Annotated in this window: 23 protein-coding genes; 17 read left to right on the top strand and 6 right to left on the bottom strand. The window is 58.1% G+C overall.

Annotated elements, in window-relative coordinates; translation table 11 throughout:
• The first annotated feature begins 78 nt into the window (after positions 1–78).
• The 6 genes from lpdA to GVL50_RS22010 all read left to right on the top strand — a co-directional run bounded on the left by lpdA (position 79) and on the right by GVL50_RS22010 (position 6919).
• A complete protein-coding gene (gene lpdA, locus GVL50_RS22035; protein ID WP_053118492.1) occupies positions 79–1515 on the top strand; it encodes a dihydrolipoyl dehydrogenase in 1437 nt (478 codons plus the stop codon).
• A gap of 199 nt (positions 1516–1714) precedes the next feature.
• Positions 1715–2881 (top strand): ADP-forming succinate--CoA ligase subunit beta, encoded by a 1167-nt coding sequence (gene sucC, locus GVL50_RS22030; protein WP_007919879.1) that lies wholly within the window; start codon positions 1715–1717, stop codon positions 2879–2881.
• The gene (sucD, locus tag GVL50_RS22025) at positions 2881–3762 is read left to right on the top strand and encodes a succinate--CoA ligase subunit alpha (RefSeq protein WP_008082972.1); all 882 of its coding nucleotides are present in this window, start codon (positions 2881–2883) and stop codon (positions 3760–3762) included. The genes sucC and sucD overlap by 1 nt, the downstream gene beginning before the upstream one ends.
• Positions 3763–4213: 451 nt before the next feature.
• Complete coding sequence (gene brnQ / locus GVL50_RS22020) at positions 4214–5527, top strand: branched-chain amino acid transport system II carrier protein (protein WP_159815063.1); 1314 nt, start codon at positions 4214–4216, stop codon at positions 5525–5527.
• Between the two features lie 253 nt (positions 5528–5780).
• Positions 5781–6518 carry a DUF599 domain-containing protein gene (locus tag GVL50_RS22015; protein WP_159815062.1) on the top strand — a complete coding sequence of 246 codons (738 nt, stop codon included), beginning with the start codon at positions 5781–5783 and terminating at the stop codon, positions 6516–6518.
• Positions 6518–6919: an MAPEG family protein gene (locus GVL50_RS22010; protein ID WP_159815061.1), complete on the top strand. Its 402-nt coding sequence runs from the start codon at positions 6518–6520 to the stop codon at positions 6917–6919. The genes GVL50_RS22015 and GVL50_RS22010 overlap by 1 nt, the downstream gene beginning before the upstream one ends.
• 76 nt (positions 6920–6995) lie before the next feature.
• On the opposite strand, the gene GVL50_RS22005 is transcribed toward GVL50_RS22010, so the two are convergent.
• Complete coding sequence (locus GVL50_RS22005) at positions 6996–7232, bottom strand: hypothetical protein (protein WP_053118505.1); 237 nt, start codon at positions 7230–7232, stop codon at positions 6996–6998.
• Positions 7233–7390: 158 nt separating this feature from the next.
• Here GVL50_RS22005 and GVL50_RS22000 point away from each other — a divergent pair, with 158 nt between their 5' ends.
• From GVL50_RS22000 to GVL50_RS21985, 4 genes are all read left to right on the top strand, one after another.
• The gene (locus tag GVL50_RS22000; RefSeq protein ID WP_053118507.1) at positions 7391–7867 is read left to right on the top strand and encodes a PaaI family thioesterase; all 477 of its coding nucleotides are present in this window, start codon (positions 7391–7393) and stop codon (positions 7865–7867) included.
• Positions 7864–8316 (top strand): PaaI family thioesterase, encoded by a 453-nt coding sequence (locus tag GVL50_RS21995; protein ID WP_053118509.1) that lies wholly within the window; start codon positions 7864–7866, stop codon positions 8314–8316. Before GVL50_RS22000 ends, GVL50_RS21995 begins: the two co-directional genes overlap by 4 nt.
• 82 nt (positions 8317–8398) lie before the next feature.
• Complete coding sequence (gene htpG, locus GVL50_RS21990; protein WP_053118568.1) at positions 8399–10303, top strand: molecular chaperone HtpG; 1905 nt, start codon at positions 8399–8401, stop codon at positions 10301–10303.
• 68 nt (positions 10304–10371) lie between these two features.
• Complete coding sequence (locus tag GVL50_RS21985; RefSeq protein ID WP_159815060.1) at positions 10372–11100, top strand: dienelactone hydrolase family protein; 729 nt, start codon at positions 10372–10374, stop codon at positions 11098–11100.
• A gap of 195 nt (positions 11101–11295) precedes the next feature.
• Here the strand turns inward: GVL50_RS21985 and GVL50_RS21980 are convergent, their stop codons facing one another.
• Positions 11296–12162: a pirin family protein gene (locus GVL50_RS21980; RefSeq protein WP_159815059.1), complete on the bottom strand. Its 867-nt coding sequence runs from the start codon at positions 12160–12162 to the stop codon at positions 11296–11298.
• A 61-nt stretch (positions 12163–12223) separates the two neighbouring features.
• Positions 12224–12640 carry an OsmC family protein gene (locus tag GVL50_RS21975; RefSeq protein WP_159815058.1) on the bottom strand — a complete coding sequence of 139 codons (417 nt, stop codon included), beginning with the start codon at positions 12638–12640 and terminating at the stop codon, positions 12224–12226.
• Positions 12641–12793: 153 nt separating this feature from the next.
• Between GVL50_RS21975 and GVL50_RS21970 the strand changes: the two genes are divergently transcribed.
• Together GVL50_RS21970 and GVL50_RS21965 are read left to right on the top strand one after the other, a co-directional pair.
• The gene (locus GVL50_RS21970) at positions 12794–13816 is read left to right on the top strand and encodes an amidohydrolase family protein (RefSeq protein WP_159815057.1); all 1023 of its coding nucleotides are present in this window, start codon (positions 12794–12796) and stop codon (positions 13814–13816) included.
• Between the two features lie 138 nt (positions 13817–13954).
• Positions 13955–15580, top strand: a complete 1626-nt coding sequence (locus GVL50_RS21965; protein ID WP_159815056.1) for a methyl-accepting chemotaxis protein — start codon at positions 13955–13957, stop codon at positions 15578–15580.
• A gap of 167 nt (positions 15581–15747) precedes the next feature.
• Here GVL50_RS21965 and GVL50_RS21960 read toward each other — a convergent pair whose 3' ends face one another.
• From GVL50_RS21960 to purM, 3 genes are read right to left on the bottom strand one after another with little or no spacing between them, the layout of a single operon-like run.
• The gene (locus GVL50_RS21960; protein WP_053118524.1) at positions 15748–16461 is read right to left on the bottom strand and encodes a DUF3108 domain-containing protein; all 714 of its coding nucleotides are present in this window, start codon (positions 16459–16461) and stop codon (positions 15748–15750) included.
• Positions 16462–16469: 8 nt separating this feature from the next.
• The gene (gene purN, locus GVL50_RS21955; RefSeq protein WP_159815055.1) at positions 16470–17120 is read right to left on the bottom strand and encodes a phosphoribosylglycinamide formyltransferase; all 651 of its coding nucleotides are present in this window, start codon (positions 17118–17120) and stop codon (positions 16470–16472) included.
• A complete protein-coding gene (gene purM / locus GVL50_RS21950) occupies positions 17120–18178 on the bottom strand; it encodes a phosphoribosylformylglycinamidine cyclo-ligase (RefSeq protein ID WP_159815054.1) in 1059 nt (352 codons plus the stop codon). The genes purN and purM overlap by 1 nt, the downstream gene beginning before the upstream one ends.
• Before the next feature lie 374 nt (positions 18179–18552).
• On the opposite strand from purM, the gene GVL50_RS21945 reads away from it, so the two are divergent.
• From GVL50_RS21945 to GVL50_RS21925, 5 genes are all read left to right on the top strand, one after another.
• Positions 18553–19611 (top strand): DUF2066 domain-containing protein, encoded by a 1059-nt coding sequence (locus GVL50_RS21945; RefSeq protein WP_159815053.1) that lies wholly within the window; start codon positions 18553–18555, stop codon positions 19609–19611.
• 31 nt (positions 19612–19642) lie between these two features.
• Entirely contained in the window at positions 19643–20716 is a 1074-nt protein-coding gene (locus GVL50_RS21940) for an AI-2E family transporter (protein WP_053118532.1), read from the top strand.
• A 206-nt stretch (positions 20717–20922) separates the two neighbouring features.
• Positions 20923–21627, top strand: coding sequence for a DnaA regulatory inactivator Hda (hda, locus tag GVL50_RS21935; RefSeq protein WP_034156234.1), 705 nt, complete (start codon positions 20923–20925; stop codon positions 21625–21627).
• Positions 21628–21853: 226 nt separating this feature from the next.
• On the top strand, positions 21854–22471 hold the full coding sequence (locus GVL50_RS21930) for a C40 family peptidase (protein ID WP_053118534.1): 618 nt from the start codon (positions 21854–21856) through the stop codon (positions 22469–22471).
• 222 nt (positions 22472–22693) lie between these two features.
• Complete coding sequence (locus GVL50_RS21925; protein ID WP_053118536.1) at positions 22694–23230, top strand: C40 family peptidase; 537 nt, start codon at positions 22694–22696, stop codon at positions 23228–23230.
• Positions 23231–23322 lie beyond the last annotated feature (92 nt).

Raw genomic sequence — 23322 nt, 5'->3', positions numbered from 1 at the left:
CAAGTTTCAAGCTGCAGGAAAGGGCAGCTTGGCTTGGAGCGCGCGGCTTGAAGCTTTTCGCTAAAGAGGATTTTTTGAATGTCGCAGAAATTTGACGTAGTAGTGATCGGTGCTGGCCCTGGTGGCTACGTGGCAGCCATCAAGGCGGCGCAGCTGGGTCTGACCACTGCCTGCATCGAGAAGTACACCGACGCTGAAGGCAAGCAAGCCCTGGGCGGCACCTGCCTGAACGTAGGCTGCATTCCTTCCAAGGCGCTGCTCGACAGCTCCTGGAAGTACAAGGAAGCGAAAGAAAGCTTCAACGTTCACGGTATCTCGACCGGCGAAGTCAAAATGGACGTCGCTGCGATGGTTGGCCGCAAGGCTGGCATCGTCAAGAACCTGACCGGCGGCGTTGCCACTCTGTTCAAGGCGAACGGCGTTACTTCGATCCAGGGCCACGGCAAACTGCTGGCTGGCAAGAAAGTCGAAGTCACCAAGCCAGACGGCTCGGTTGAAGTCATCGAAGCTGAAAACGTGATCCTGGCTCCAGGCTCGCGTCCAATCGACATTCCACCGGCTCCGGTTGATCAGAACGTCATCGTCGATTCGACTGGCGCTCTGGAATTCCAAACCGTACCTAAGCGTCTGGGCGTGATCGGCGCTGGCGTGATCGGTCTGGAACTGGGTTCGGTATGGTCGCGTCTGGGTTCGGAAGTGGTTGTCCTCGAAGCACTGGACACCTTCCTGATGGCAGCGGACACCGCTGTTTCCAAGGAAGCGCTGAAAACCCTGACCAAACAAGGTCTGGACATCAAACTGGGCGCTCGCGTGACCGGCTCGAAAGTGAATGGCGACGAAGTCGTTGTGAACTACACCGATGCCAACGGCGAACAGACCATTACTTTCGACAAGCTGATCGTAGCCGTTGGTCGCCGTCCGGTGACCACTGATCTGCTGGCTTCCGACAGCGGCGTGACCCTCGACGAGCGCGGTTTCGTGCACGTTGACGATCACTGCGCGACCACCGTACCGGGCGTTTTCGCCATTGGTGACGTGGTGCGCGGCATGATGCTGGCGCACAAGGCATCGGAAGAAGGCATCATGGTTGTCGAGCGCATCAAGGGCCACAAAGCCCAGATGAACTATGACCTGATCCCTTCGGTTATTTATACTCACCCGGAAATCGCGTGGGTGGGTAAAACCGAGCAGGCCTTGAAAGCTGAAGGCGTTGAAGTTAACGTCGGCACCTTCCCGTTCGCCGCTTCCGGCCGTGCCATGGCCGCCAACGATACCGGTGGTTTCGTCAAGGTCATCGCTGATGCCAAGACTGACCGCGTATTGGGCGTGCACGTGATTGGCCCGAGCGCTGCAGAACTGGTTCAGCAGGGCGCGATCGGTATGGAATTCGGCACCAGCGCTGAAGATCTGGGCATGATGGTTTTCTCCCATCCGACCCTGTCTGAAGCCTTGCACGAAGCTGCTTTGGCGGTGAATGGCGGCGCCATCCACATTGCCAACCGCAAAAAGCGTTAACAGACAATAAGAAACCACGGCGGTAACGGCCCGTCGTGAGCCTTGCGAGCAAGTCTCACCGCGGAATGTCCGCTGGACGCAGTCTTGCGTAGTTGCACCGGGTATCCGGAAAGGCTACGCAAGCAGCAGTCACAGGTGGCGCGGCACTCATATGAGCGCAGCGCCGAATGCGCAGTACCTAACGAAGACGGTAAAAAGCATGAATCTTCACGAGTATCAGGGTAAGCAGCTGTTCGCTGAATACGGCCTGCCAGTTTCCACTGGTTACGCAGTAGACACCCCGGAAGCAGCAGCAGAAGCTTGCGACAAAATCGGCGGCAGTGAGTGGGTTGTCAAAGCCCAGGTCCACGCTGGTGGTCGCGGTAAAGCGGGCGGCGTTAAGCTGGTTCGCAGCAAAGAAGACGCCAAAGCCTTCGCACAGCAGTGGCTGGGCAAGCGTCTGGTGACTTACCAGACTGACGCCAATGGCCAGCCAGTCACCAAGATCCTGGTTGAATCGTGCACTGATATCGCTAAAGAGCTGTACCTGGGCGCTGTCGTTGACCGTTCGAGCCGTCGTATCGTGTTCATGGCTTCCACCGAAGGTGGCGTGGACATCGAGAAAATCGCTCACGACACTCCAGAAAAAATTCTGAAAGCCACTATCGATCCACTGGTTGGCGCTCAGCCATTCCAGGGTCGCGAGCTGGCATTCCAGCTAGGTCTGGAAGGCAAGCAGGTTGCTCAGTTCGCCAAGATCTTCGTAGGTCTGGCCAAGCTGTTCAAGGATCACGACCTGGCTCTGCTGGAAGTGAACCCGCTGGTGATCAAGGCTGACGGCGATCTGCACTGCCTGGACGCCAAGATCAACATCGACGCCAACGCAATGTACCGTCAGCCTAAGCTGAAGACTTTCCACGATCCGTCGCAAGACGATCCGCGCGAAGCGCACGCTGCCAAGTTCGAACTGAACTACGTAGCACTGGAAGGCAACATCGGCTGCATGGTCAACGGTGCTGGCCTGGCCATGGGTACCATGGACATCGTCAACCTGCATGGCGGCAAGCCAGCCAACTTCCTCGACGTAGGTGGTGGCGCTACCAAAGAACGCGTAACTGAAGCGTTCAAGATCATCCTGTCCGACACCAACGTCGCTGCAGTACTGGTCAACATCTTCGGCGGCATCGTTCGCTGCGACATGATTGCCGAAGGCATCATCGGCGCTGTGAAAGAAGTCGGCGTGAAAATCCCGGTTGTTGTTCGCCTTGAAGGTAACAACGCTGAGCTGGGCGCTAAAGTACTGGCAGAAAGCGGTTTGAACATCATCGCTGCTACCAGCCTGACCGACGCTGCTCAACAAGTTGTCAAAGCTGCGGAGGGCAAATAATGAGCGTCCTGATCAATAAAGACACCAAAGTTATCTGCCAGGGTATTACCGGTTCGCAAGGTAGTTTCCACACCCAGCAAGCCATCGAATACGGCACCAAGATGGTTGGTGGCGTTACTCCTGGCAAAGGCGGCACCGAGCACCTGGGTCTGCCAGTGTTCAACACCGTTAAAGACGCAGTAGAAGCCACTGGCGCTACCGCTTCCGTGATCTACGTTCCGGCTCCTTTCTGCAAAGATTCGATCCTGGAAGCGGCATTCGGCGGCATCAAGCTGATCGTTTGCATCACCGAAGGCATTCCTACCCTGGACATGCTGGACGCTAAAGTTAAGTGCGACGAGCTGGGCGTAGTCCTGATCGGCCCTAACTGCCCAGGCGTTATCACTCCGGGCGAGTGCAAGATCGGCATCATGCCAGGCCACATTCACTTGCCAGGCAAGGTCGGTATCGTTTCGCGTTCCGGCACCCTGACCTACGAAGCTGTCAAGCAGACTACTGACGCCGGTTTCGGTCAGTCGACTTGCGTCGGCATCGGTGGTGACCCGATCCCGGGTTCGAACTTCATCGACATCCTGAAGCTGTTCCAGGAAGACCCGAAGACCGAAGCGATCGTCATGATCGGTGAGATCGGCGGTTCGGCTGAAGAAGAAGCGGCTGCCTACATCAAGGCACACGTGACCAAGCCGGTTGTTTCCTACATCGCTGGTGTGACTGCTCCTCCGGGCAAGCGCATGGGCCATGCTGGCGCAATCATCTCTGGCGGCAAAGGCACTGCAGACGAGAAATTCGCTGCACTGCAAGACGCAGGCGTTAAAACCGTGCGTTCGCTGGCAGACATCGGCAAGGCCCTGGCCGAGCTGACCGGTTGGGCTGTCAAGTAAGCCTCGCGCTTAACTGACGCTTCACCAAACAAAGGCCACCTTCGGGTGGCCTTTGTCGTTTCTGCAATTTGGAAGATCAAAAGATCGCAGCCTGCGGCAGCTCCTACATTGAAATGCGTTTTCATTGGGGGGGGGCGATCGAAATGCCTTCATGGCCGGCAACCGTCATCCCCTGTAGGAGCTGCCGAAGGCTGCGATCTTTTGATCTTTGCCGTACCAACGAAAAATAGATACGTAAACGCGACACAGAAACGTCGCGTATCGGATAGTTCGCCCTCTAACAGTGCGTTTGCAGGCCAAATTCGTTAGGCTAGCAGCCATTTTTGCGTCTGCCGCCCACAAGGCATGCAACGCGCTTTAAGGGTCAGTCCCATACGGATCGACAGCATTTCCCTAATTACACAGGGCAATCCCCCTCTAAATTCCGATTCAGTAGTGTGGTATTACCTTAATGAAAGTTTTGAAAGGTCAGGACATCCTGGCACTTGGCTTTATGACATTTGCCCTGTTCGTTGGGGCCGGCAACATTATCTTCCCGCCTATCGTTGGCCTGCAGGCCGGACCTCACGTCTGGATGGCTGCGCTGGGTTTTCTGATCACCGCAGTGGGTTTGCCGGTGATCACCGTCGTTGCACTGGCCAAGGTCGGTGGGTCGATGGACGCGCTGAGCAGCCCGATCGGTAAAGTCGCGGGCGGCATTCTTGCGGCTGCGTGCTATCTGGCCGTCGGCCCGCTGTTTGCCACTCCGCGTACCGCCACCGTGTCCTTCGAAGTCGGTTTGGCGCCGTTGACCGGCGAAAGCCCGCTGGCGCTGTTCCTCTACAGCTCGGTGTACTTCCTGCTGGTGTTCTTCATCTCGCTCTACCCGGGCCGTTTGCTGGACACTGTTGGCCGTTTCCTCGCGCCGCTGAAGATCATCGCGCTGGCCGTGCTCGGTATCGCTGCATTCGCCTTGCCGGCGGGTGACGTCGGTCACGGTACGCCGGAATACGTGGCGGCACCGTTCTCCCAGGGCTTCATCAATGGTTACCTGACCATGGATACCCTCGGCGCGCTGGTGTTCGGCATCGTCATCGTCAACGCGATCCGCTCCCGTGGCGTCGAGTCGCCGAAGTTGATCACCCGTTACGCGATCATCGCCGGTTTGATTGCCGGTGTCGGTCTGGCGCTGGTCTACATCAGCCTGTTCCGTCTGGGTTCCGGCAGCCATGAAGTGGCCGTCGGTGCAACCAACGGCGCGGCGGTCTTGCACGCTTACGTGCAACACACCTTCGGTTCGCTGGGCAGCGGTTTCCTCGCGGTACTGATCTCGCTGGCGTGCCTGGTGACGGCAGTAGGTCTGACCTGCGCCTGTGCCGAGTACTTCAGTCGTGTGCTGCCACTGTCGTACAAGACCCTGGTGATCATCCTCGCGGCGTTCTCGCTGCTGGTGTCCAACCTCGGTCTGACCAAGCTGATCGCGTTCTCCATTCCGGTGCTCACCGCGATCTACCCGCCGTGCATCGTGTTGGTGGCGCTGAGCTTCTGCAAAGACTTCTGGCATGAACACGGTCGGATTCTCGGCCCGGTGATGCTGGTGTCGTTCTTGTTCGGCAGCATCGACGCACTGAAAGGCGCGGGTCTGGCTGACTGGATGCCGACGCAGCTGGCGCACCTGCCGCTGAGCGAGCAAGGTCTGGCGTGGCTGGTGCCGTGTGTGATGACTTTGGTGGTTGCAGTGGTTTGCGATCGCCTGCTGGGCAAGCGCAGCGAAGCGGTTGCCTGAGGTTGGCTGACCCGCCATAAGCGGGTCTTCAACGCTTAAACAGAAATGCCCCGTATCAATCGATACGGGGCATTTTTTATGGGCGTCAGGCAGTGTCTTTTTCCCTAGACTAACGTCGAAGCACTGCATCGCTTTTATGTAGGAGCAGAGCTTGCTCGCGAAAGCGATCTGACATTCAACATTGATGTCGACAGAAACACCGCTTTCGCGAGCAAGCTTTGCTCCTACAAGTTCACGTATTCAAGGGAATTGCATGTCGTTCATCCAGGCCAATCTGATCCACTTGCTCGCCGCGTGCTGGTTTGTCATCTGCTGGGGCGGTTACACCCGTTATGCCACGTGGAAGGGCCGCGACACCGCGTGCCTGGCCAGCGTGCTGCACCTGTACCGCGAAGACTGGATGCGCCGCATGCTCTTGCGCGACAACCGCATCGCCGACGCCAGTGTGATCGGCAATCTGGAGCGCAACGCCTCGTTTTTCGCCTCGAGCACGCTGATCATCCTAGCCGGTATTCTCACCGTGCTCGGCGCCTCCGAGCGGGCGGTGTCGTTGCTGGCGGACATCCCGATGGTGCAGCAAGCGTCGCAGGGCATGTCGGAAATCAAATTGCTGTGCCTGGCGATGGTGTTCGTCTACGCCTTCTTTACCTTCAGTTGGTGCATGCGCCAGTACAACTTCGCGGCGGTGCTGGTCGGTTCGGCGCCGATGATCGGCGAGCGTCATGTCTCCGAACAGGAGCGTAAAGCGTTCGCGGCACGGGCGGCGCGGGTGATTTCGATGGCGGCCAACCAGTTCAACTTCGGTCTGCGTTCTTACTACTTCGGCATGACCATGCTCGCGTGGTTCGTCAGCCCGTGGCTGTTCATGTTGTTGAGCACTGGCGTGGTGCTGGTCTTGTACCGTCGCGAGTTTCATTCCGACGTTCTCGACGTAATGGTCTATACCCCTACAGAGGCGCCCATTCCCGAGGCGAACAAAGAGGCCGCTTGATGAGTATTCCGTTCTGGTGTGTGTTTATCAGCGCTTTGCTGATTTATGTGGCGCGTATGCCAGTGGCCAAGGCGATGAAAGAGCAGGGCGGTTACAACAACCACTTGCCGCGCCAACAACAGGCGCAACTGACTGGTTACGGCGCGAGGGCGCTGGCGGCGCATCAGAACAGTATCGAAGCGTTCATGTTATTTGCCGTGGGTGTGTTAATGGCGCACACCACGCAAACGGTAGGATGGCTGATCGATACATTGGCGATCATCTTCGTCATCGCCCGCATCGTCTATTTGTGGTTCTACCTGGCTGATCTGCCAGCGCTGCGTAGTCTGGTCTGGCTCATCGGCTTAGTGTGTTCACTGCTGCTGATGATTAGTCCGACTTTTAGAACTGTCTTGCTTTAAGCGACATTGCCGTTAAATCCCGGACAAAAGAAAACCCGCACTAGGCGGGTTTCCTTTTTCAGCGGTAAAAAGCAGATTATTGCTTTTTAGCAGCTTCGTCTTGCGCGGCAGCGTTCGATTCAGCCTGAGCTTTGGCAGCTTCGGCGTTTTCTTTCGCAGCGTCGTTCACTTTATCCTGAGCTTTGTTCATGTCTTGCTGAGCTTGTTCAGCATGTTGGTTGGCATCTTGAGCTTTGTCCTCGGATTTTTTATCGCAGGCAGCGAGACCGAGGGAAGCGGTCAACATCAAGGCAATAGCAAAAGTCTTACGCATGGGGTGTTTCTCCTTATGGAAAATAACTACTGGCCTTAAGAGCTTTGCGCTACAGGTTAAGTTCCTCATTTGTTTCAGATATATAAGTTTGTTTTGCCACGGAACTTTTGGCCTGTTGGCTACTACTGGCCAATTGCTTTAACGAGAGTAATTATCATATGGCTGAAAACCCCGTTTTTGAGCGCGCGACGCGATTTCTTTCAGCGTTAAGACACTGTCAGGTACTGGGTTTGCGGGTACATGAAGCCTCCAGCGAAGGGCTTACGGTGATCCTGCCTTACAGCTCACGAATTGTCGGAAATCCGCAGACCGGCGTGATTCACGGCGGGGCAATCACCTCGTTGATGGACACCGCTTGCGGGATGTCGACATTGTGCGTGTTGCCGGAATTCGAAGTCTGCCCGACCCTCGATTTGCGCATCGACTATATGCACGCCGCCGAACCGAACAAAGACGTCTATGGCTTCGCCCAGTGCTACCGGGTAACCACCGATGTGATCTTTGCTCGCGGTTTCGCCTACCAGGACGATCCTGCACAACCCATCGCCCACGTCGTCGGCACTTTTATGCGCATGGGCAAGGGTTTGAAAGGCACCAAAGGCTTCGGCGGCGTGATCAAGGGAGCAGGGCAATGAGCGATGATCTGAAACAGCAACTGCAACTCGCTCACGCTCAAGGTGATTACGCGCCACTGTTGAAGCTGATTCCCTACGCGGGTTTGATCGGCGTCGAATGTTCGCGGGTCGGTGATGAACTGCTGTTCAAGCTGCCAGCGAACAAGGACAACATTGGTAACCCTTTACTGCCCGCGATCCACGGCGGCGTGATTGCCGGGTTCATGGAACTGGCTGCGGCGCTGCACCTGTTGATCTTCACCGAAGCGCCGGGCGTGCCGAAGATTATCGATTTCTCCCTCGATTACCTGCGCGCCGGGCAATTTCGCGATACCTGGGCCAAATGTCAGGTGTGCCGGCAGGGGCGTCGCGTCGCCAATGTCGCAATCACGGCGTGGCAAAGCACCGAAGGCGAGCCGATTGCCACCGCTCGCGCGCACTTCAAAATTGATGAGCCCTTGAAATCCTGAACAGCGCCCCAAACTCACAAGACAACCCGCCGCCGACCATTTCGGGTCGCGGCCACTGCCATCTGATTGGAGTTTGATGACCATGAGTGTGGAAACTCAAAAGGAAACCCTGGGCTTCCAGACCGAGGTGAAGCAACTGCTGCACCTCATGATCCATTCGCTGTATTCCAACAAGGAAATTTTCCTTCGCGAATTGATCTCGAACGCCTCTGACGCTGTCGACAAGCTGCGCTTCGAAGCCCTGGCCAAGCCAGAGTTGCTCGAAGGTGGCGCTGATCTGAAAATCCGTGTGAGCTTCGACAAAGACGCCAAGACCGTCACCCTCGAAGACAACGGTATCGGCATGAACCGTGACGATGTGATCACCCACCTGGGTACCATCGCCAAATCCGGCACTGCCGATTTCATGAAAAACCTTTCCGGCGATCAGAAGAAAGATTCGCACCTGATCGGTCAGTTCGGTGTCGGTTTCTACTCCGCGTTCATCGTTGCCGACCAGGTTGACGTGTACTCCCGTCGCGCCGGCACTCCAGCCAGCGAAGGCGTGCACTGGTCGTCGAAAGGCGAGGGCGAGTTCGAAGTTGCGAACATCGACAAGCCAGAGCGCGGCACCCGTATCGTTCTGCACCTGAAAGCGGCTGAAGACGAATTCGCCGATGGCTGGCGTCTGCGCAACATCATCAAGAAGTACTCCGATCACATCGCGCTGCCAATCGAGCTGCCGAAAGAAGTGGCACCTGCTGAAGGTGAAGAAACACCAGCGGCCGAGTGGGAAACCGTCAACCGCGCCAGCGCCCTGTGGACTCGCCCTCGCACTGAAGTGAAGGACGAGGAATACCAGGAGTTCTACAAACACATCGCTCACGACTTTGAAAACCCGCTGGCCTGGAGCCACAACAAAGTCGAAGGCAAGCTCGAATACAGCTCGCTGCTTTACGTGCCGGCCCGCGCACCGTTCGACCTGTACCAGCGTGAAGCGCCGAAAGGCCTGAAGCTGTACGTGCAACGCGTGTTTGTCATGGATCAGGCCGAGTCGTTCCTGCCGCTGTACCTGCGCTTCATCAAAGGCGTGGTCGATTCCAACGACCTGTCGCTGAACGTGTCGCGTGAGATCCTGCAGAAAGACCCGATCATCGATTCGATGAAAACCGCGCTGACCAAGCGCGTGCTGGACATGCTGGAAAAACTGGCGAAAAACGAGCCTGAGCAATACAAAGGCTTCTGGAAGAACTTCGGTCAGGTCATGAAAGAAGGCCCGGCAGAAGACTTCGCCAACAAGGAGAAAATTGCCGGTCTGCTGCGTTTCGCATCGACCAACGGCGACGACGGCGAGCAGATCGTCGGTCTGGCCGACTACCTGGCCCGCGCCAAGGAAGGTCAGGATAAGATCTACTACCTCACCGGCGAAACCTACGCGCAGGTCAAGAACAGCCCGCACCTGGAAGTCTTCCGCAAGAAAGGCATCGAAGTGTTGCTGCTGACCGACCGCATCGACGAGTGGCTGATGAGCTACCTCAGCGAGTTCGACGGCAAGACTTTTGTCGACGTGGCACGCGGTGACCTCGATCTGGGCAACCTGGACTCGGAAGAGGACAAGAAAGCTGCAGAAGAAGTCGCCAAGTCCAAAGAAGGTCTGGTTGAGCGTCTGAAAACCGCGCTGGGCGATTCCGTGGCGGAAGTCCGGGTTTCCCATCGTCTGACCGATTCGCCGGCCATTCTGGCCATCGGCGAGCAGGATCTGGGTCTGCAAATGCGTCAGATCCTCGAAGCCAGCGGGCAGAAGGTGCCGGATTCGAAGCCGATCTTCGAATTCAACCCGAGCCACCCGCTGATCGAGAAACTCGACGGCGAGCAGAGCGAAGAGCGTTTTGGCGACCTGTCGCACATCCTTTTCGATCAGGCAGCATTGGCGGCTGGTGACAGCTTGAAGGATCCGGCTGCTTACGTGCGCCGTCTGAACAAGCTGCTGGTTGAGCTGTCGGTTTAACCAAGTCGTAGAAAAACCCGCTTCGGCGGGTTTTTTCATTCTGGTGTTTAGCAAATCAGGAGTCAGAAGTGAGCCAAGTCACAGTACGTTCCGTGGTCTATCAGATTGACGGCCAGCCTTATGAAGGTCGTCTGGCGTTCGACGCCGAGCACAAAGGCGCGCGTCCGGGTTTGTTGATGGCGCCGAACTGGATGGGCGTCAGCGCGGGCGCGGAAGAAATCGCCAAGTCGGTGGCGGCCAAGGGCTACGTGGTGTTGATTGCTGACGTCTATGGTCAGGCCGTGCGTCCACAGAACGCTGATCAGGCGGGTGCGGCGATGATGCCGCTGAAGGATGATCGCGCACTGCTGCGTACGCGGATGCAGGCGGCGTTCGAGCAGTTGCAGAAGCAGGGCGAGGCGGCGGTTGATACCTCGAAACTGGCGGTGTTCGGTTTCTGCTTTGGCGGTTGCTGTGCACTGGATCTGGCGCGCACCGGTGCGCCGGTGAAGGCGGCGGTGTCGTTCCATGGCACGCTCGATTCGCCGAACCCGGCGGATGCGCAGAATATCAAGGGCTCGGTATTGGTGCTGCACGGTGCATCTGATCCATTGGTGCCGAAAGAGCAATTGCCGGCGTTTGAAGATGAGATGAACGCGGCGAATGTCGATTGGCAGTTGCTCAGCTACGGCGGTGCGGTGCACTCGTTTACTGACCCGCATGCGAATGTGCCGGGCAAGATGATGTACGACGAGAAGACGGCCAAGCGCGCGTTCAAGTCGATGCATGATTTGCTGGATGAAGTGTTCAAGGGCTGAAAAGCGAAAAGCCCCTCACCCTAACCCTCTCCCGGAGGGAGAGGGGACTGATTGGGGGATGCTTGAGGGTTACGCCGATCTGAAAGGGCTGTGCTGAATCCATAATCGCCAAGATTTTTCAGGTCAATGTATGACGCCAGACACCTCGATCGGCTCCCTCTCCCTCCGGGAGAGGGCTGGGGTGAGGGTAGCTTTTTAACGCGGCAATTCAATCCGCTCAACTTCCCCCGGCACCGTCGGCCAATCCCCGGCCGCCCATTTACGCCGTGCTTCATCGATCGCCGCCGGATCGCTCGCGACAAAATTCCAGTTGATTCGCCGAGGCCCGTCCAGTGGCGCGCCGCCAAACACCACGGCGTGCACATCACTCTCGGCAAACAAACTCATCTCTTCCCCCGCCGGCAACATCACCAACGCATGCGGCTCAATCGCTTCGCCGTTCAATTGCGCATCCCCACTCAACACATACACCGCCCGTTCTTCATGCTCAGTCGGGATCAGCAGGGTGGTCGCCGTTTGCATCTGTACTTCGGCATATAACGTAGGAGAAAGCACCGGCACCGGTGATTCCAGGCAAAAGCCTGACCCGGCAATCATGCGAATCTGCACACCAAGGTTATCGCTGACCGGCAACGTCGCCGCCGGGTGATGGCTGTAATGCCCCGGGCCTTGTTCGTGATCCTTGGGCGAGGCCAGCCAGATCTGCAAGCCGTGCATCGTGAAGCTCTGTTCCCAAAACGGCTCCGGCGTGCGCTCAACGTGGGCGATCGCGCTGCCGGCGGTCATCCAGCTGACATCGCCGGCGCTGACCACCTGGTCGGAGCCGAGGCTGTCCTTGTGCTGGATCTGCCCCTGGAACAAGTAGGTGAGGGTCGACAGACCGATGTGCGGGTGCTGTCGGATGTTCATGCCTTTGCCCGTCGGATAAACCGTCTCGAGCATGTGGTCAAAAAACACGAATGGCCCGACGCTGCGGCATTTGGCTGACGGCAACGGGCGCAGAATCGGCTGGCCTTCGACGTCTTCGGCGCGCGGGCGGATGATCAGAGGTTGCGTGTCCATGGTGCATTCCAGGCTGAGCGGGTGATGCCAGAAGCATAACCCGCCGCTGGCATCAGGAGGGTTACTGGCTGTCGAAGCCTTGTGGCGCGTGGGTTTCGATGGTGACGTCGCTGGTGGTCATCAGCTTGTGAATCGGGCAGCGGTCGGCGACGCGCAGCAGTTCTTCACGTTGAGCATCGGTGAGCACGCCTTTGAGGGTGAGGGTGACGTGCAGGACGTATTTACCTTTCTGCTCTTCGCTGTTGGCGCGTTTGACGTCGACGCCCACACCGGTCAGCGGGATGTCTTTCTTTTTCGCGTACATTTTCAGGGTCAGGGCTTTGCAGGCGCCCAGCGCGGCGTCGAAATAATCGTGCGGCTCTGGCGCCGTGCCTTCACCGCCGGCAGCTGCCGGGACGTCGGTGAACAATTCCAGATCATCGATTTTTACGGAGTGACGGAAACCTTCGGCAGAGACGGTATTGACGGTGATGGTCATGTGAACCTCGCTATCGGTGGGAAATAGTACTTCGATCAAAAAGGATCTTGCAGTTATAGAGCATTGTCGCCGCTGAACGTTTCACTTTCCGGCTGGCTGAACCCCGGTGGCTGCGCTGGGGTCTAGTCTGTGCCTACCTGCCGGAGATTACTTGTGTCCTTGTTTCGTTTGAGTCTTGCCAGCCTGTTGCTGATTGCCGGTGCCGCCCATGCGCGGGATTACACCTACAGCGATGCGCACCTGCATTACGTGGATTTTTTCCAGGAAACCGCTGGCATGCCGAAATTGCTGACAGCGATGAAAGAAAATTCCGTCGAGCACGTGATGATTTCCGGCATTCCGGTGGCGAAGAAATGGCACGAAGATGAACCGAAACGTCCACGCTATTACGCCGGTGATGACGCCGATGCCTATTGGTACAGCGCCACTGATGTGATCGTCGCCGATGCCGTGCAAAAACTGCCTGCTGAGCTGCGGCCGTACTTTCATCCATTCCTCTCCGGCTTCAATCCGAACGACAAGAACTCCGCCGCGCACATTCAGCGCATGCTCGATCTGTACCCGGGGCTGTGGCAGGGCATTGGCGAAGTGTTTACCCGTCATGATGACCTGACGGCGCTGACCTCCGGCGACACCCCGCGCGCCAACAATGAGGCGATGACCAAGATCTATCACCTGGCCGCCGAGAACGATTTGCCGGTAATGTTGCACTCGAACATCACCTCCAAGCGTGAGAAAAATCCGCTTTATCTGTCGGAAGTCGAAGAACCGCTGCGCAACCACCCGCACACCCGGTTTATCTGGGCGCACGCCGGCACCAGCGCCGAGATTCATCGGCATCAGACACAGATGGATTTCTTGCTGCCAACGCTGACGCGCATGCTGGAGGCCTATCCGAATCTGTATATCGACCTTTCGTGGAGCATGCTCACCCCGTATCTGCTGGATGAACAGGGCACGCCGCGCAAAGAGTGGCTGGCGCTGGTCGAGCGCTACCCTGAGCGCTTCATGCTGGGCTCGGACGTCGTAGGGCGTTTCAACAAGCTGGGCAAGGAAATGCACAGCTTCAATCCGTTCCTCGACGCATTGCCTACAGAGGTCGCGCATAAAGTCGCGCGGGATAACTTCCTCGCGATCCTGCCGAAAACTTCGCCCAAGTCAGGTATTGATCGCTGAAACGTTATTGCCAAGCGTTCGAAGTATTAAGGCGTTTTGATATCACCATTTCGTCTTACGCAAATTCGCAAAGGGCCGATACCTTCTAAAGCAACCAGCTGCAGGGTTGATGCAGCGCTTTTGGAAGGAACCAGAGCAATGAGTATCCGTAGTCTCAATATTGCCCCGCGCGCCGGTCTGGGTTTTGGCCTGTTGGCGCTGATGGTGTTTGCCCTTGGGGCGTTCGCCCTGCTGCAAATGGCGAACATGCGTGCGCAATCCGACGAGGTCGATAACAACTGGCTGCCCAGTGTGATGGCGGTCGGCGAAATGAGTCAGGACATGCTGCGCCTGCGTGCACTGACCATGCGCCTGCTGCTCAATCGCGATCCGCAGGCGCTTGAGCAGAACGTCGCCAAGCTCAATGAGCTGCGCGACGTGCTCAGCGAAGCCCAGCAAACTTATGACGTGCTGATTGTTCTGCCGGAGGAGCGCTCGTTGTTTGACCGCTTCAAGGTCGCCGAACACAAATACCTGGAATATCAGGCGCAAGTCATGCAGCTGTCCGCGCAGAACCGCGTGGAAGAGGCGGCGAGCATTCTCAACGGCCAGATGAGTCCATTGGCCGATAAAATCGCAGTCATTCTGCGTGAGCTGGTCGAGCTGAATAAGCACAACGCCAATCTCGCCACCGAGGCCGCTCGGCTGGTGTTCACCAATTCGCGGGTGTGGGTCGGGGTGATGATCGGCATTACCGCGCTGATCACCATCGGTCTCGCGGTGATGCTGACGCGCAGCATCGTGCTGCCGCTGGCGCAATCGCTTGGAGTGGCGGAAGTGGTCGCTGCTGGCGACCTGACCGGCGACATCACTATCAGCGGCAAGGATGAACCGGCGCGGCTGCTGCAAGCGTTGCAAAGCATGCAGCACAACTTGCGCGACACGATCCGGCGAATTTCCGAATCCTCCAGCCAACTCGCCTCGGCCTCGGAAGAGCTGAGCTGCGTCACGGAAGACGCTACGCGCGGGTTGCATCAGCAGAGTCTGGAAATCGAACAGGCGGCGACGGCGGTGAATCAGATGACGGCAGCGGTTGAGGAGGTTGCCAGCAATGCGGTGGCGACGTCCGAAGCTTCGCGTGAATCGGATCGCATTGCTCAGCATGGGCGTGAACAGGTGCAGCAGACCGTGTCGTCGATTGAGTTTCTCGCTGAAGACGTGACCAACAATGCCACGCAGGTCGAGAATCTGGCGGACAAGGTGCATGGCATCAGCAAGGTGCTGGACGTGATTCGCTCGATTGCCGAGCAGACCAATTTGCTCGCGCTGAACGCGGCGATTGAAGCAGCGCGGGCCGGTGATGCCGGGCGAGGGTTTGCGGTAGTGGCGGATGAAGTGCGCGCACTGGCGCATCGCACGCAGCAATCGACGCACGAGATCGAGCAGATGATCGGCGGGATTCAGCAGGGCACCGATTCGGCGGTTAATTCGATGCAGCAGAGTAATGTCCGGGCGCGTTCGACACTGGAGCTGGCGAAAGCTGCCGGAGTGGCGCTGGAGGAGATTGCCTCGGCGTTTACGCTGATCAATGAACGCAATTTGGTCATCGCCAGTGCGTCGGAGGAGCAGGCGGCGGTGGCGCGGGAGGTGGATCGTAATCTGATGAACATTCGTGATCTGGCGATGCAGACGTCGGCAGGGGCGAATCAGACAAGCGCGGCGAGTCAGGAGTTGTCGCGGTTGGCAGTGGATTTGAACAGCATGGTGGCGAAGTTTTCTGTCTGAAATTACCCCTGTAGGAGTTGTCGAGTGAAACGAGGCTGCGATCTTTTGATGTTGATTTTTTAAGATCAGGATCAAAAGATCGCAGCGTGCCGCAGCTCCTACAGAGGCGCAAGTTGCCAGCAAAAAAAAGCCCCGCATCTCGCGGGGCTCTTTCATCGTGCGTCGAATCAGCTGCCTTTAACGGCTTTGCCGTTGACCGTGCCGTCGAGGAGCATGATGTTGTACTCCTTGCCGTCGGTTTCAACCTGTTGCAGGCGAACCAGCAGGTAATCCCAATCCTTGGCGAACCACAGGACGGTGATGCGCTTGCTTTGTGTCGGATCGCGAACGCGCTCGACCTTGATCGCATCGATCTGGCCAGCCTTGGTTTCGACTTTCTCCGAACCCAGCACGCGGAAGTCGTAGGTATCGACCTCGCCATCATCAACCACCTGATAGCTCATGCTTTTCTTGCCGGCAGCCACGTCGTGCTGCAGCGCCAGTTGGTAGGTGGATTTGTCGACCATGCCACGGTTCAGCGGAATCTTCACGGCGTCGCCGCGATCAGTGCCGGTCACCAGTTTGTTGGCCCAGTCGAAGTCCAGGTCAGCCTTTTTCGCTTTGCCCAGACCGCCACGTTCGAAGTGGTAGGACTGTGGCAGCAAGGTGTCCTTGTCCAGGGTCAGGGTGCTTTCTTCGCTCAGGCTGGCGATCATCATCGATGCCTTGAAGCTGAGTTTCCAGACGCCGTTGGCTTCCTTGGTCAGGCTGCGCGAGGCGGTGCCGCTCATCGGCAGCTGTTTCCAGTCGGCGGTGTAGCTGGCGGAGAACGGTTGAAGGTCTGCTGCCTGTGCGAAGGGCAGGGCAAACAAGGCGCAAGCGAGAAGCAGGGCGCGACGCATAAAATCTCCTAGTGTCGAATCAAGTGGCCGCTGGCCGCGAGTAACTGGCCATCCAGTAAAGCACCGTCCGTACCGAGGGCCAGCCGGCCTTCAGCAAACCAGCGTATGGCCATCGGGTAGATCAGGTGTTCCTGAACGTGTACCCGCTGCGCCAGACTCTGCGGCGAATCGTGCAACTCTACCGGTATTAATGCCTGTACGACCAGTGGTCCGCCATCGAGTTCCTCGGTGACGAAGTGCACGGAGCAGCCGTGCTCCGTGTCGCCGGCTTCCAGCGCGCGCTGATGAGTGTGTAACCCTTTGTATTTGGGTAGCAGCGACGGATGGATGTTGAGCAGGCGCCCTTGGTAATGGCGAACGAAATCAGCGCTGAGAATGCGCATGAAACCGGCCAGTACCACGAGTTTAGGTTGGAATTCGTCGATCAGTTTGATCAGTGCAGCATCGAAGGCCTCGCGACCTTCGAATGCCTTGTGATCCAGCGAGCGGGTAGCGATACCCGCGTCACTGGCGCGTTGCAGGCCGTACGCGTCGGCGCGGTTGGAAATCACCGCAGCGATGCGAACCGGGCTGTCGCCGGCTCGCGTGCTGTCGATCAAAGCCTGCAAGTTACTGCCGGTGCCGGACAACAGCACCACGACATCACAGGGTGCGGACATTAATGAGCCTTAAGGTTCTGCAGATCAACCTGAGCTGCGCCTTCGGCAGCAGCAGCGATCTGACCGATCACCCAAGGCTGCTCGCCAGCGTCACGCAGGGTGTTCAGGGCGACTTCAACGTGCTCCTGAGCCACACAGATGACCATGCCAACGCCGCAGTTCAGTACGCGGTGCATCTCGGTTTCGTCAACGTTGCCTTGCGCTTGCAGCCAGTCGAACACGGCCGGGCGAGTCCAGCTGGCGACGTCAACAACAGCCTGAGCGCCTTTTGGCAGAACGCGCGGGATGTTGTCGAGCAGGCCGCCACCGGTGATGTGGGCCATGGCTTTGACGGCGCCGGTGTCTTTGATCAGCTTGAGCAGCGGCTTCACGTAGATGCGGGTCGGGGCCATCAGCAGGTCGGTCAGCGGTTTGCCGTCGAGCTGGATGTTTTCGATGTCGGCACCGGAGACTTCGATGATCTTGCGGATCAGCGAGTAGCCGTTCGAGTGCGGGCCGGACGATGGCAGCGCGATCAGTGCGTCACCGGTGGCGACTTTCGAACCGTCGATGATTTCAGCTTTTTCCACAACGCCGACGCAGAAGCCGGCCAGGTCGTAGTCTTCGCCTTCGTACATGCCTGGCATTTCAGCGGTTTCGCCGCCAACCAGCGAGCAACCCGACAGTTCGCAGCCAGCGCCGATGCCGGTAACCACTTGAGTCGCGGTCTCGACATTGAGTTTGCCGGTGGCGTAGTAGTCGAGGAAGAACAGTGGCTCAGCGCCGCACACCACCAGGTCGTTGACGCACATGGCGACCAGGTCGATGCCGATGCTGTCGTGCTTGTTCAGGTTCAGCGCCAGACGCAGCTTGGTGCCGACGCCGTCGGTGCCGGAAACCAGCACTGGCTGCTTGTAGCCGGCCGGGATTTCGCAGAGGGCGCCGAAACCGCCCAGGCCGCCCATGACTTCCGGGCGCGCAGTGCGCTTGGCGACGCTCTTGATGCGTTCGACCAATGCTTCACCGGCGTCGATGTCTACACCGGCGTCCTTGTAGCTCAGGGAGGGTTGCTTGCTCATGATCCAGGCCTTTAGGGGAGGGGATTCAGGGGTAACGACCGAGTTCAGCGGGAACATCGAAATCGAGGGGGCGAGTGCCTCACGCGAGTTTCGAGGGGCCCGGCTGTTGCCGGTCTGCGAAGGCGCGCGATTTTATCAGGCTTGAGGGGCAGCGGCCATCCTCGCACCGACGGGCAGGGCCATTATCTCGGGAAATTTTTTGCAATTAAGGCGTATCACTGCCTGTATAAGGTGTGGCAATTAACCGTCTATCGTTATCACTACGTAAAAACTTACCGCCGCCGTGTGAATGTTTTGCGAGGGTCAAGGGTCACAGCCTTGCTTAACCGGTTCACGCGGCCTGTTCCAGCCGCTCCTGTCGACGGGAATTTTCCATGCTTTTTCGTAAATTGTTGGTTGTGGGTTGTTTGTCTGTGGTCAGCCTGGCGAGTCATGCCGAAAACCTCAAAGGTCTCTATCAAGTCAGTCAGCCGGTCACCAGCCAGGCGCCGGAGGAGCGTGATCGCGCCGCTCAGGCAGCGCTGGACACGTTGGTGTTGCGCCTGACCGGTGACCCGAAAGCTGCGCAAAATCCCGGACTGGCGGATATTCGCAAGAATCCGCAGCAGATCATCACTCAGTTCGGCTTTGACGCCGGGCCGCCGGAGGTGCTCAAGGTCAACTTCGATCCGAACGCTACCGAGCAGGCTTTACGCCGCGCCGGGCTGTCGATGTGGGGCGCCAGTCGGCCGTCGATCCTGAGCTGGTGGCTGAACGAATCAGCGGACGGCACGTATCTGGTGGGTGATGGTCAATCGACTGCCGGGCCATTGCGTGTGGCGGCTCAGCATCGTGGTTTGCCGCTGCGTTTGCCGTTGGCGGATCTGAGTGAACAACTGGTCGCGACTGCGCCGGCGCTGGAGGGTACGGATCCGGGGCCGTTGCGCGGGGTTTCCGAACGCTACAACGCCGATGCCTTGCTGGCCGTGCATGCGCGCGAAGAAGGCGGGCAGTGGCAGGCGAAATGGCATTTGTGGCTGGGTGAGCAGAAAGAGGCCGGCACGGTGCAGGGCGCCGATCAGGCTGCCGTCGCCGATGCGGTGATGCTGGCGGTGGCTGAGCGTCTGGCGCCACGTTTTGTTGCCAAGCCTGGTGCGTCGGGGCAGCAGACTCTGGAAGTGCAGGGCATGAATCTTGAGCATTATGCGGCGCTGTTGCGGTTACTCGAACCGTTCGGCGTGCGTCTGCAGAGTGTCGATGGCGATCGCATCGTCTATCGGGTCAATGGCAGTGCCGACCAGATGCGCGCGCAGTTGTCGCTGGCGAAGTTGCAGGAATTGCCGGCCGAGGCGCCTGCACCGGTCGCGCCGCCGCAGCCTGCGGTGGCAGGTGCAGCACCGGTCGCGGCTCCGGCCCCGACACCGGCAGCACCGTCGTTACGGTTTCGCTGGTAAGTCTTTCCTTATATAGAAGCAGGAGTGGTTCATGGCCGATACGCGGCGTTGGTTCTGGCTCGGTGGGGTTGTCCTGCTTTGCGCGTTTGTATGGTTGCTGCACCCGATCCTCACGCCGTTTCTGGTGGCGCTGCTGCTCGCGTATCTGTTCGATCCGCTGGTGGATCGCCTGGAGAAGCTCGGGCTGTCGCGTACGTGGGGCGTGATCGCGGTGTTTGCTTTATTCACCCTGATCGTCACCACGCTGTTGCTGGTGCTGGTACCGATGCTCGCCAAGCAGTTGCTGCGTTTGTACGAACTGGCGCCGCAAATGCTCGACTGGCTGCAACACACGGCGCTGCCGTGGGCGCAGGCGAAGCTTGGGCTGTCGGACGGCTTCTGGAAGTTCGACAAGGTCAAAGCGGCCATCAGCGAACACATGGGCCAGACCACCGACATCGTCAGTGTGGTGCTGAGTCAGGCCACGGCGTCGAGTCTGGCGTTGATCGGTCTGTTGGCGAATCTGGTGCTGATCCCGGTGGTGAGTTTCTACTTGCTGCGCGACTGGGACGTGATGATGGCCAAGATCCGCAGCCTGCTGCCGCGTGATCGTGAAGAGCGCGTGGTAGCGTTGGCTGGCGAATGTCATGAGGTGCTGGGCGCGTTTGTGCGTGGCCAGTTGCTGGTGATGCTGGCGCTGGGCGTGATTTATGCGGCGGGCCTGATGATCGTCGGTCTGGAGCTGGGGCTGTTGATCGGCCTGATCGCGGGTCTGGCGGCGATCGTGCCTTATATGGGCTTCGTGATTGGTATCGGTGCGGCGCTGATTGCCGGGTTGTTCCAGTTCGGTGGCGATCTGTACCCGATGGTCGGCATCGTCGCAGTGTTCATGGTCGGTCAGGCACTGGAAGGTATGGTGCTGACGCCATTGCTGGTCGGCGACCGCATCGGCCTGCACCCGGTGGCGGTGATCTTCGCGATTCTGGCCGGTGGCGAGCTGTTTGGTTTTACCGGTGTGCTGCTGGCGCTGCCGGTGGCAGCGGTGATCATGGTCTTGGTGCGCCATATGCACGATTTGTATAAAGACTCTGATATGTACAGCGGAGTGGATGAGCCGGAGTTGTAATCACGACGGACAGCCCGGCGGTGCGCCGGGTTGGCCCGTGTCATGCAGGTGGTCGCGTCAGAGAAACTGTCATAAAACCAGGGTGTTAACGCAAACCTTTGATTTTGCTTGGGGTCTGCCGCATTGTGCGCTCCGCCTCACGGGTATAAACTTCGCAAACTTTACACAGAGGCCACTAACGGTTCCTTGAGAACTGTTCAGTCAGCATGAAACCGATTCAGCTGCCCCTAGGTGTGCGTCTGCGTGACGACGCCACCTTTATCAACTACTACCCAGGCGCCAATGCCGCTGCACTCGGCTATGTCGAGCGCCTATGCGAAGCCGACGCCGGCTGGACCGAAAGCCTGATTTATCTTTGGGGCAAGCACGGGGTAGGGCGTACGCATCTGTTGCAGGCTGCGTGTCTGCGCTTCGAACAGATGGGCGAACCGGCGGTGTACCTGCCGTTGGCCGAGTTGATGGATCGCGGTGTGGAAATCCTCGACAACCTTGAACAGTACGAACTGGTTTGCCTGGATGATTTGCAGGTGATTGCCGGCAAGGCTGACTGGGAAGAGGCGATGTTTCACCTGTTCAACCGCTTGCGTGACAGCGGTCGACGGTTGTTGATTGCGGCGGCAACCTCGCCACGTGAATTGCCGGTCAAACTGGCAGACCTCAAATCGCGCCTGACCCTGGCGCTGATTTTCCAGATGCGTCCTCTCTCCGATGAAGACAAATTACGTGCCCTGCAATTGCGCGCATCGCGTCGCGGTCTGCACCTGACCGATGAAGTCGGGCATTTCATTTTGACTCGCGGTACCCGCAGCATGAGCGCGTTGTTTGACCTGCTTGAACAGCTCGATCAGGCCTCGCTGCAAGCTCAGCGCAAGCTGACAATTCCCTTCCTTAAAGAAACTCTCGGTTGGTAGCCAGCCCTTTGTCTCTGCGGCTTTGAGCACTTTTCGGCATATTTCAGGCGTCAGAAAAAGCGCTTTCCTGCACCGGGTGCAGGCCGCGTAACGAGTGAAATGGGCTTAAGCGCTTAGATGTAAACGAGAAACCGAGAAGTCACAAAAAGATCGATTGAATTTGCAAATGAGGTTGATAGCGGGCATAGTCTCGGCTTCTTTACAACTATCAGCCACGGTCGTGCCCATGCTAAAGCGCTTCGCACCCCTCGTGCCTCTCGCACTCGTCACCCTGTTGTACGGTTGCGCTGCTCATTCTCCAGTTCAAGAGCAGCCTCAACAGGTTAAAAATTCTTCCACTGCTCAGTCTTCCGTTATTTATCAGGAAGAGCTGGCTACCGAAAAAGAACTCGCAGACTTCAGCGGCAGCAAGCCGTATGAATTGCCGGTTCTGGCCGACAGCATTCTCGAGCGCGGCATGTCCCTGATCGGTACCCGTTACCGTTTCGGCGGTACCTCTGAAGCCGGTTTCGACTGCAGCGGTTTCATCGGTTACCTGTTCCGCGAAGAAGCTGGCATGAACCTGCCGCGCTCCACCCGCGAAATGATCAACGTAGACGCACCACTGGTCTCGCGTAGCGATCTGGAGCCGGGCGATCTGCTGTTCTTCGCCACCAATGGTCGTCGCGGTCGTGTCAGTCACGCCGGGATCTACCTGGGCGACAACCAGTTCATTCACTCCAGCAGTCGTCGTAGCGGCGGTGTTCGCATCGACAACCTCGGTGACAGCTACTGGAGCAAGACCTTCATCGAAGCCAAGCGTGCACTCGCCATGGCCCCGACCGTGGTCACCGCTCGCAAGTAATTCCCCCCGTTGTCGCCGCGTTCGCGGCGACAAAACGGTTCCCGGCAAGGGAGTAGACCTATACTTTACAAGGTGAAGTTAAAGTCTTACTTGAAGTTTGCCGCGTAGCCGCTAGAATCCTGAATCTATATTGATGGCAAACCGCCTGCGTGCGTACGCAGGCGGTTTTGTTTTCTGCCCATTCGGCAGAATTAGCCGCAGCCAGATCAGGATGTTCTGCTTATGACCACGTCGGCCCGCCTCGTTTTGATCGCCTTCGCAGCGCTGCTCAGCGCTTGCGCCAGTCGCACACCGCCGCCTGCGCCGGTGGTTCGCGCCCCGATCGTGTTCGCCCCCTCAGAATCTTTTTCGCCTGCTGCTGAAGACGTGCTGTTCCGCGCGCTCGGCCTGGTCGGCACGCCGTATCGCTGGGGCGGCAATACGCCGGATTCGGGATTTGATTGCAGTGGCCTGATTGGTTTTGTTTATCGCGATGCGGCGGGTATCAACCTGCCACGCACCACGCGCGACCTGATCGTGATGCAGGCACCGAATGTCGGTAAGGAAGGCTTGCAGACCGGCGACCTGATCTTCTTCGCCACCAATGGTGGTTCGCAGGTTAGTCATGCGGGGATTTACGTTGGCGAAGGACGCTTCGTGCATGCGCCGGCCACGGGTGGGACGGTGAAGCTGGACAGCCTGTCGAAGGCGTATTGGCAGAAGGCTTATCTGAGTGCGAAGCGTGTGTTGCAGCCGGAGCATCTGGCGCGTAACCCATAATAAGGCCAACACAAAACCCAATGTGGGAGCGGGCTTGCTCGCGAAGGCGGTGTGTCATTCAAATCATCATTGACTGATACACCGCTTTCGCG

Source organism: Pseudomonas sp. 18058 (genome assembly GCF_902706155.1).
Taxonomy (GTDB): domain Bacteria; phylum Pseudomonadota; class Gammaproteobacteria; order Pseudomonadales; family Pseudomonadaceae; genus Aquipseudomonas; species Aquipseudomonas rustica.
The sequence above is the reverse complement of the archived record's forward strand: the minus strand, read 5'-3'. Positions and strand labels throughout refer to the sequence as shown.

Coding starts and splice junctions, on each gene's coding strand:
- hda (WP_034156234.1), top strand. CDS start 20,923: ATGAAACCGATTCAGCTGCCCCTAGGTGTGCGTCTGCGTGACGACGCC.
- GVL50_RS21940 (WP_053118532.1), top strand. CDS start 19,643: ATGGCCGATACGCGGCGTTGGTTCTGGCTCGGTGGGGTTGTCCTGCTT.
- GVL50_RS22000 (WP_053118507.1), top strand. CDS start 7,391: ATGGCTGAAAACCCCGTTTTTGAGCGCGCGACGCGATTTCTTTCAGCG.
- GVL50_RS21960 (WP_053118524.1), bottom strand. CDS start 16,461: ATGCGTCGCGCCCTGCTTCTCGCTTGCGCCTTGTTTGCCCTGCCCTTC.
- sucC (WP_007919879.1), top strand. CDS start 1,715: ATGAATCTTCACGAGTATCAGGGTAAGCAGCTGTTCGCTGAATACGGC.
- GVL50_RS21980 (WP_159815059.1), bottom strand. CDS start 12,162: ATGGACACGCAACCTCTGATCATCCGCCCGCGCGCCGAAGACGTCGAA.
- htpG (WP_053118568.1), top strand. CDS start 8,399: ATGAGTGTGGAAACTCAAAAGGAAACCCTGGGCTTCCAGACCGAGGTG.
- GVL50_RS21975 (WP_159815058.1), bottom strand. CDS start 12,640: ATGACCATCACCGTCAATACCGTCTCTGCCGAAGGTTTCCGTCACTCC.
- GVL50_RS21995 (WP_053118509.1), top strand. CDS start 7,864: ATGAGCGATGATCTGAAACAGCAACTGCAACTCGCTCACGCTCAAGGT.
- brnQ (WP_159815063.1), top strand. CDS start 4,214: ATGAAAGTTTTGAAAGGTCAGGACATCCTGGCACTTGGCTTTATGACA.
- GVL50_RS22010 (WP_159815061.1), top strand. CDS start 6,518: ATGAGTATTCCGTTCTGGTGTGTGTTTATCAGCGCTTTGCTGATTTAT.
- GVL50_RS22005 (WP_053118505.1), bottom strand. CDS start 7,232: ATGCGTAAGACTTTTGCTATTGCCTTGATGTTGACCGCTTCCCTCGGT.
- GVL50_RS21925 (WP_053118536.1), top strand. CDS start 22,694: ATGACCACGTCGGCCCGCCTCGTTTTGATCGCCTTCGCAGCGCTGCTC.
- lpdA (WP_053118492.1), top strand. CDS start 79: ATGTCGCAGAAATTTGACGTAGTAGTGATCGGTGCTGGCCCTGGTGGC.
- GVL50_RS21945 (WP_159815053.1), top strand. CDS start 18,553: ATGCTTTTTCGTAAATTGTTGGTTGTGGGTTGTTTGTCTGTGGTCAGC.
- purM (WP_159815054.1), bottom strand. CDS start 18,178: ATGAGCAAGCAACCCTCCCTGAGCTACAAGGACGCCGGTGTAGACATC.
- GVL50_RS21965 (WP_159815056.1), top strand. CDS start 13,955: ATGAGTATCCGTAGTCTCAATATTGCCCCGCGCGCCGGTCTGGGTTTT.
- GVL50_RS21930 (WP_053118534.1), top strand. CDS start 21,854: ATGCTAAAGCGCTTCGCACCCCTCGTGCCTCTCGCACTCGTCACCCTG.
- GVL50_RS22015 (WP_159815062.1), top strand. CDS start 5,781: ATGTCGTTCATCCAGGCCAATCTGATCCACTTGCTCGCCGCGTGCTGG.
- sucD (WP_008082972.1), top strand. CDS start 2,881: ATGAGCGTCCTGATCAATAAAGACACCAAAGTTATCTGCCAGGGTATT.
- purN (WP_159815055.1), bottom strand. CDS start 17,120: ATGTCCGCACCCTGTGATGTCGTGGTGCTGTTGTCCGGCACCGGCAGT.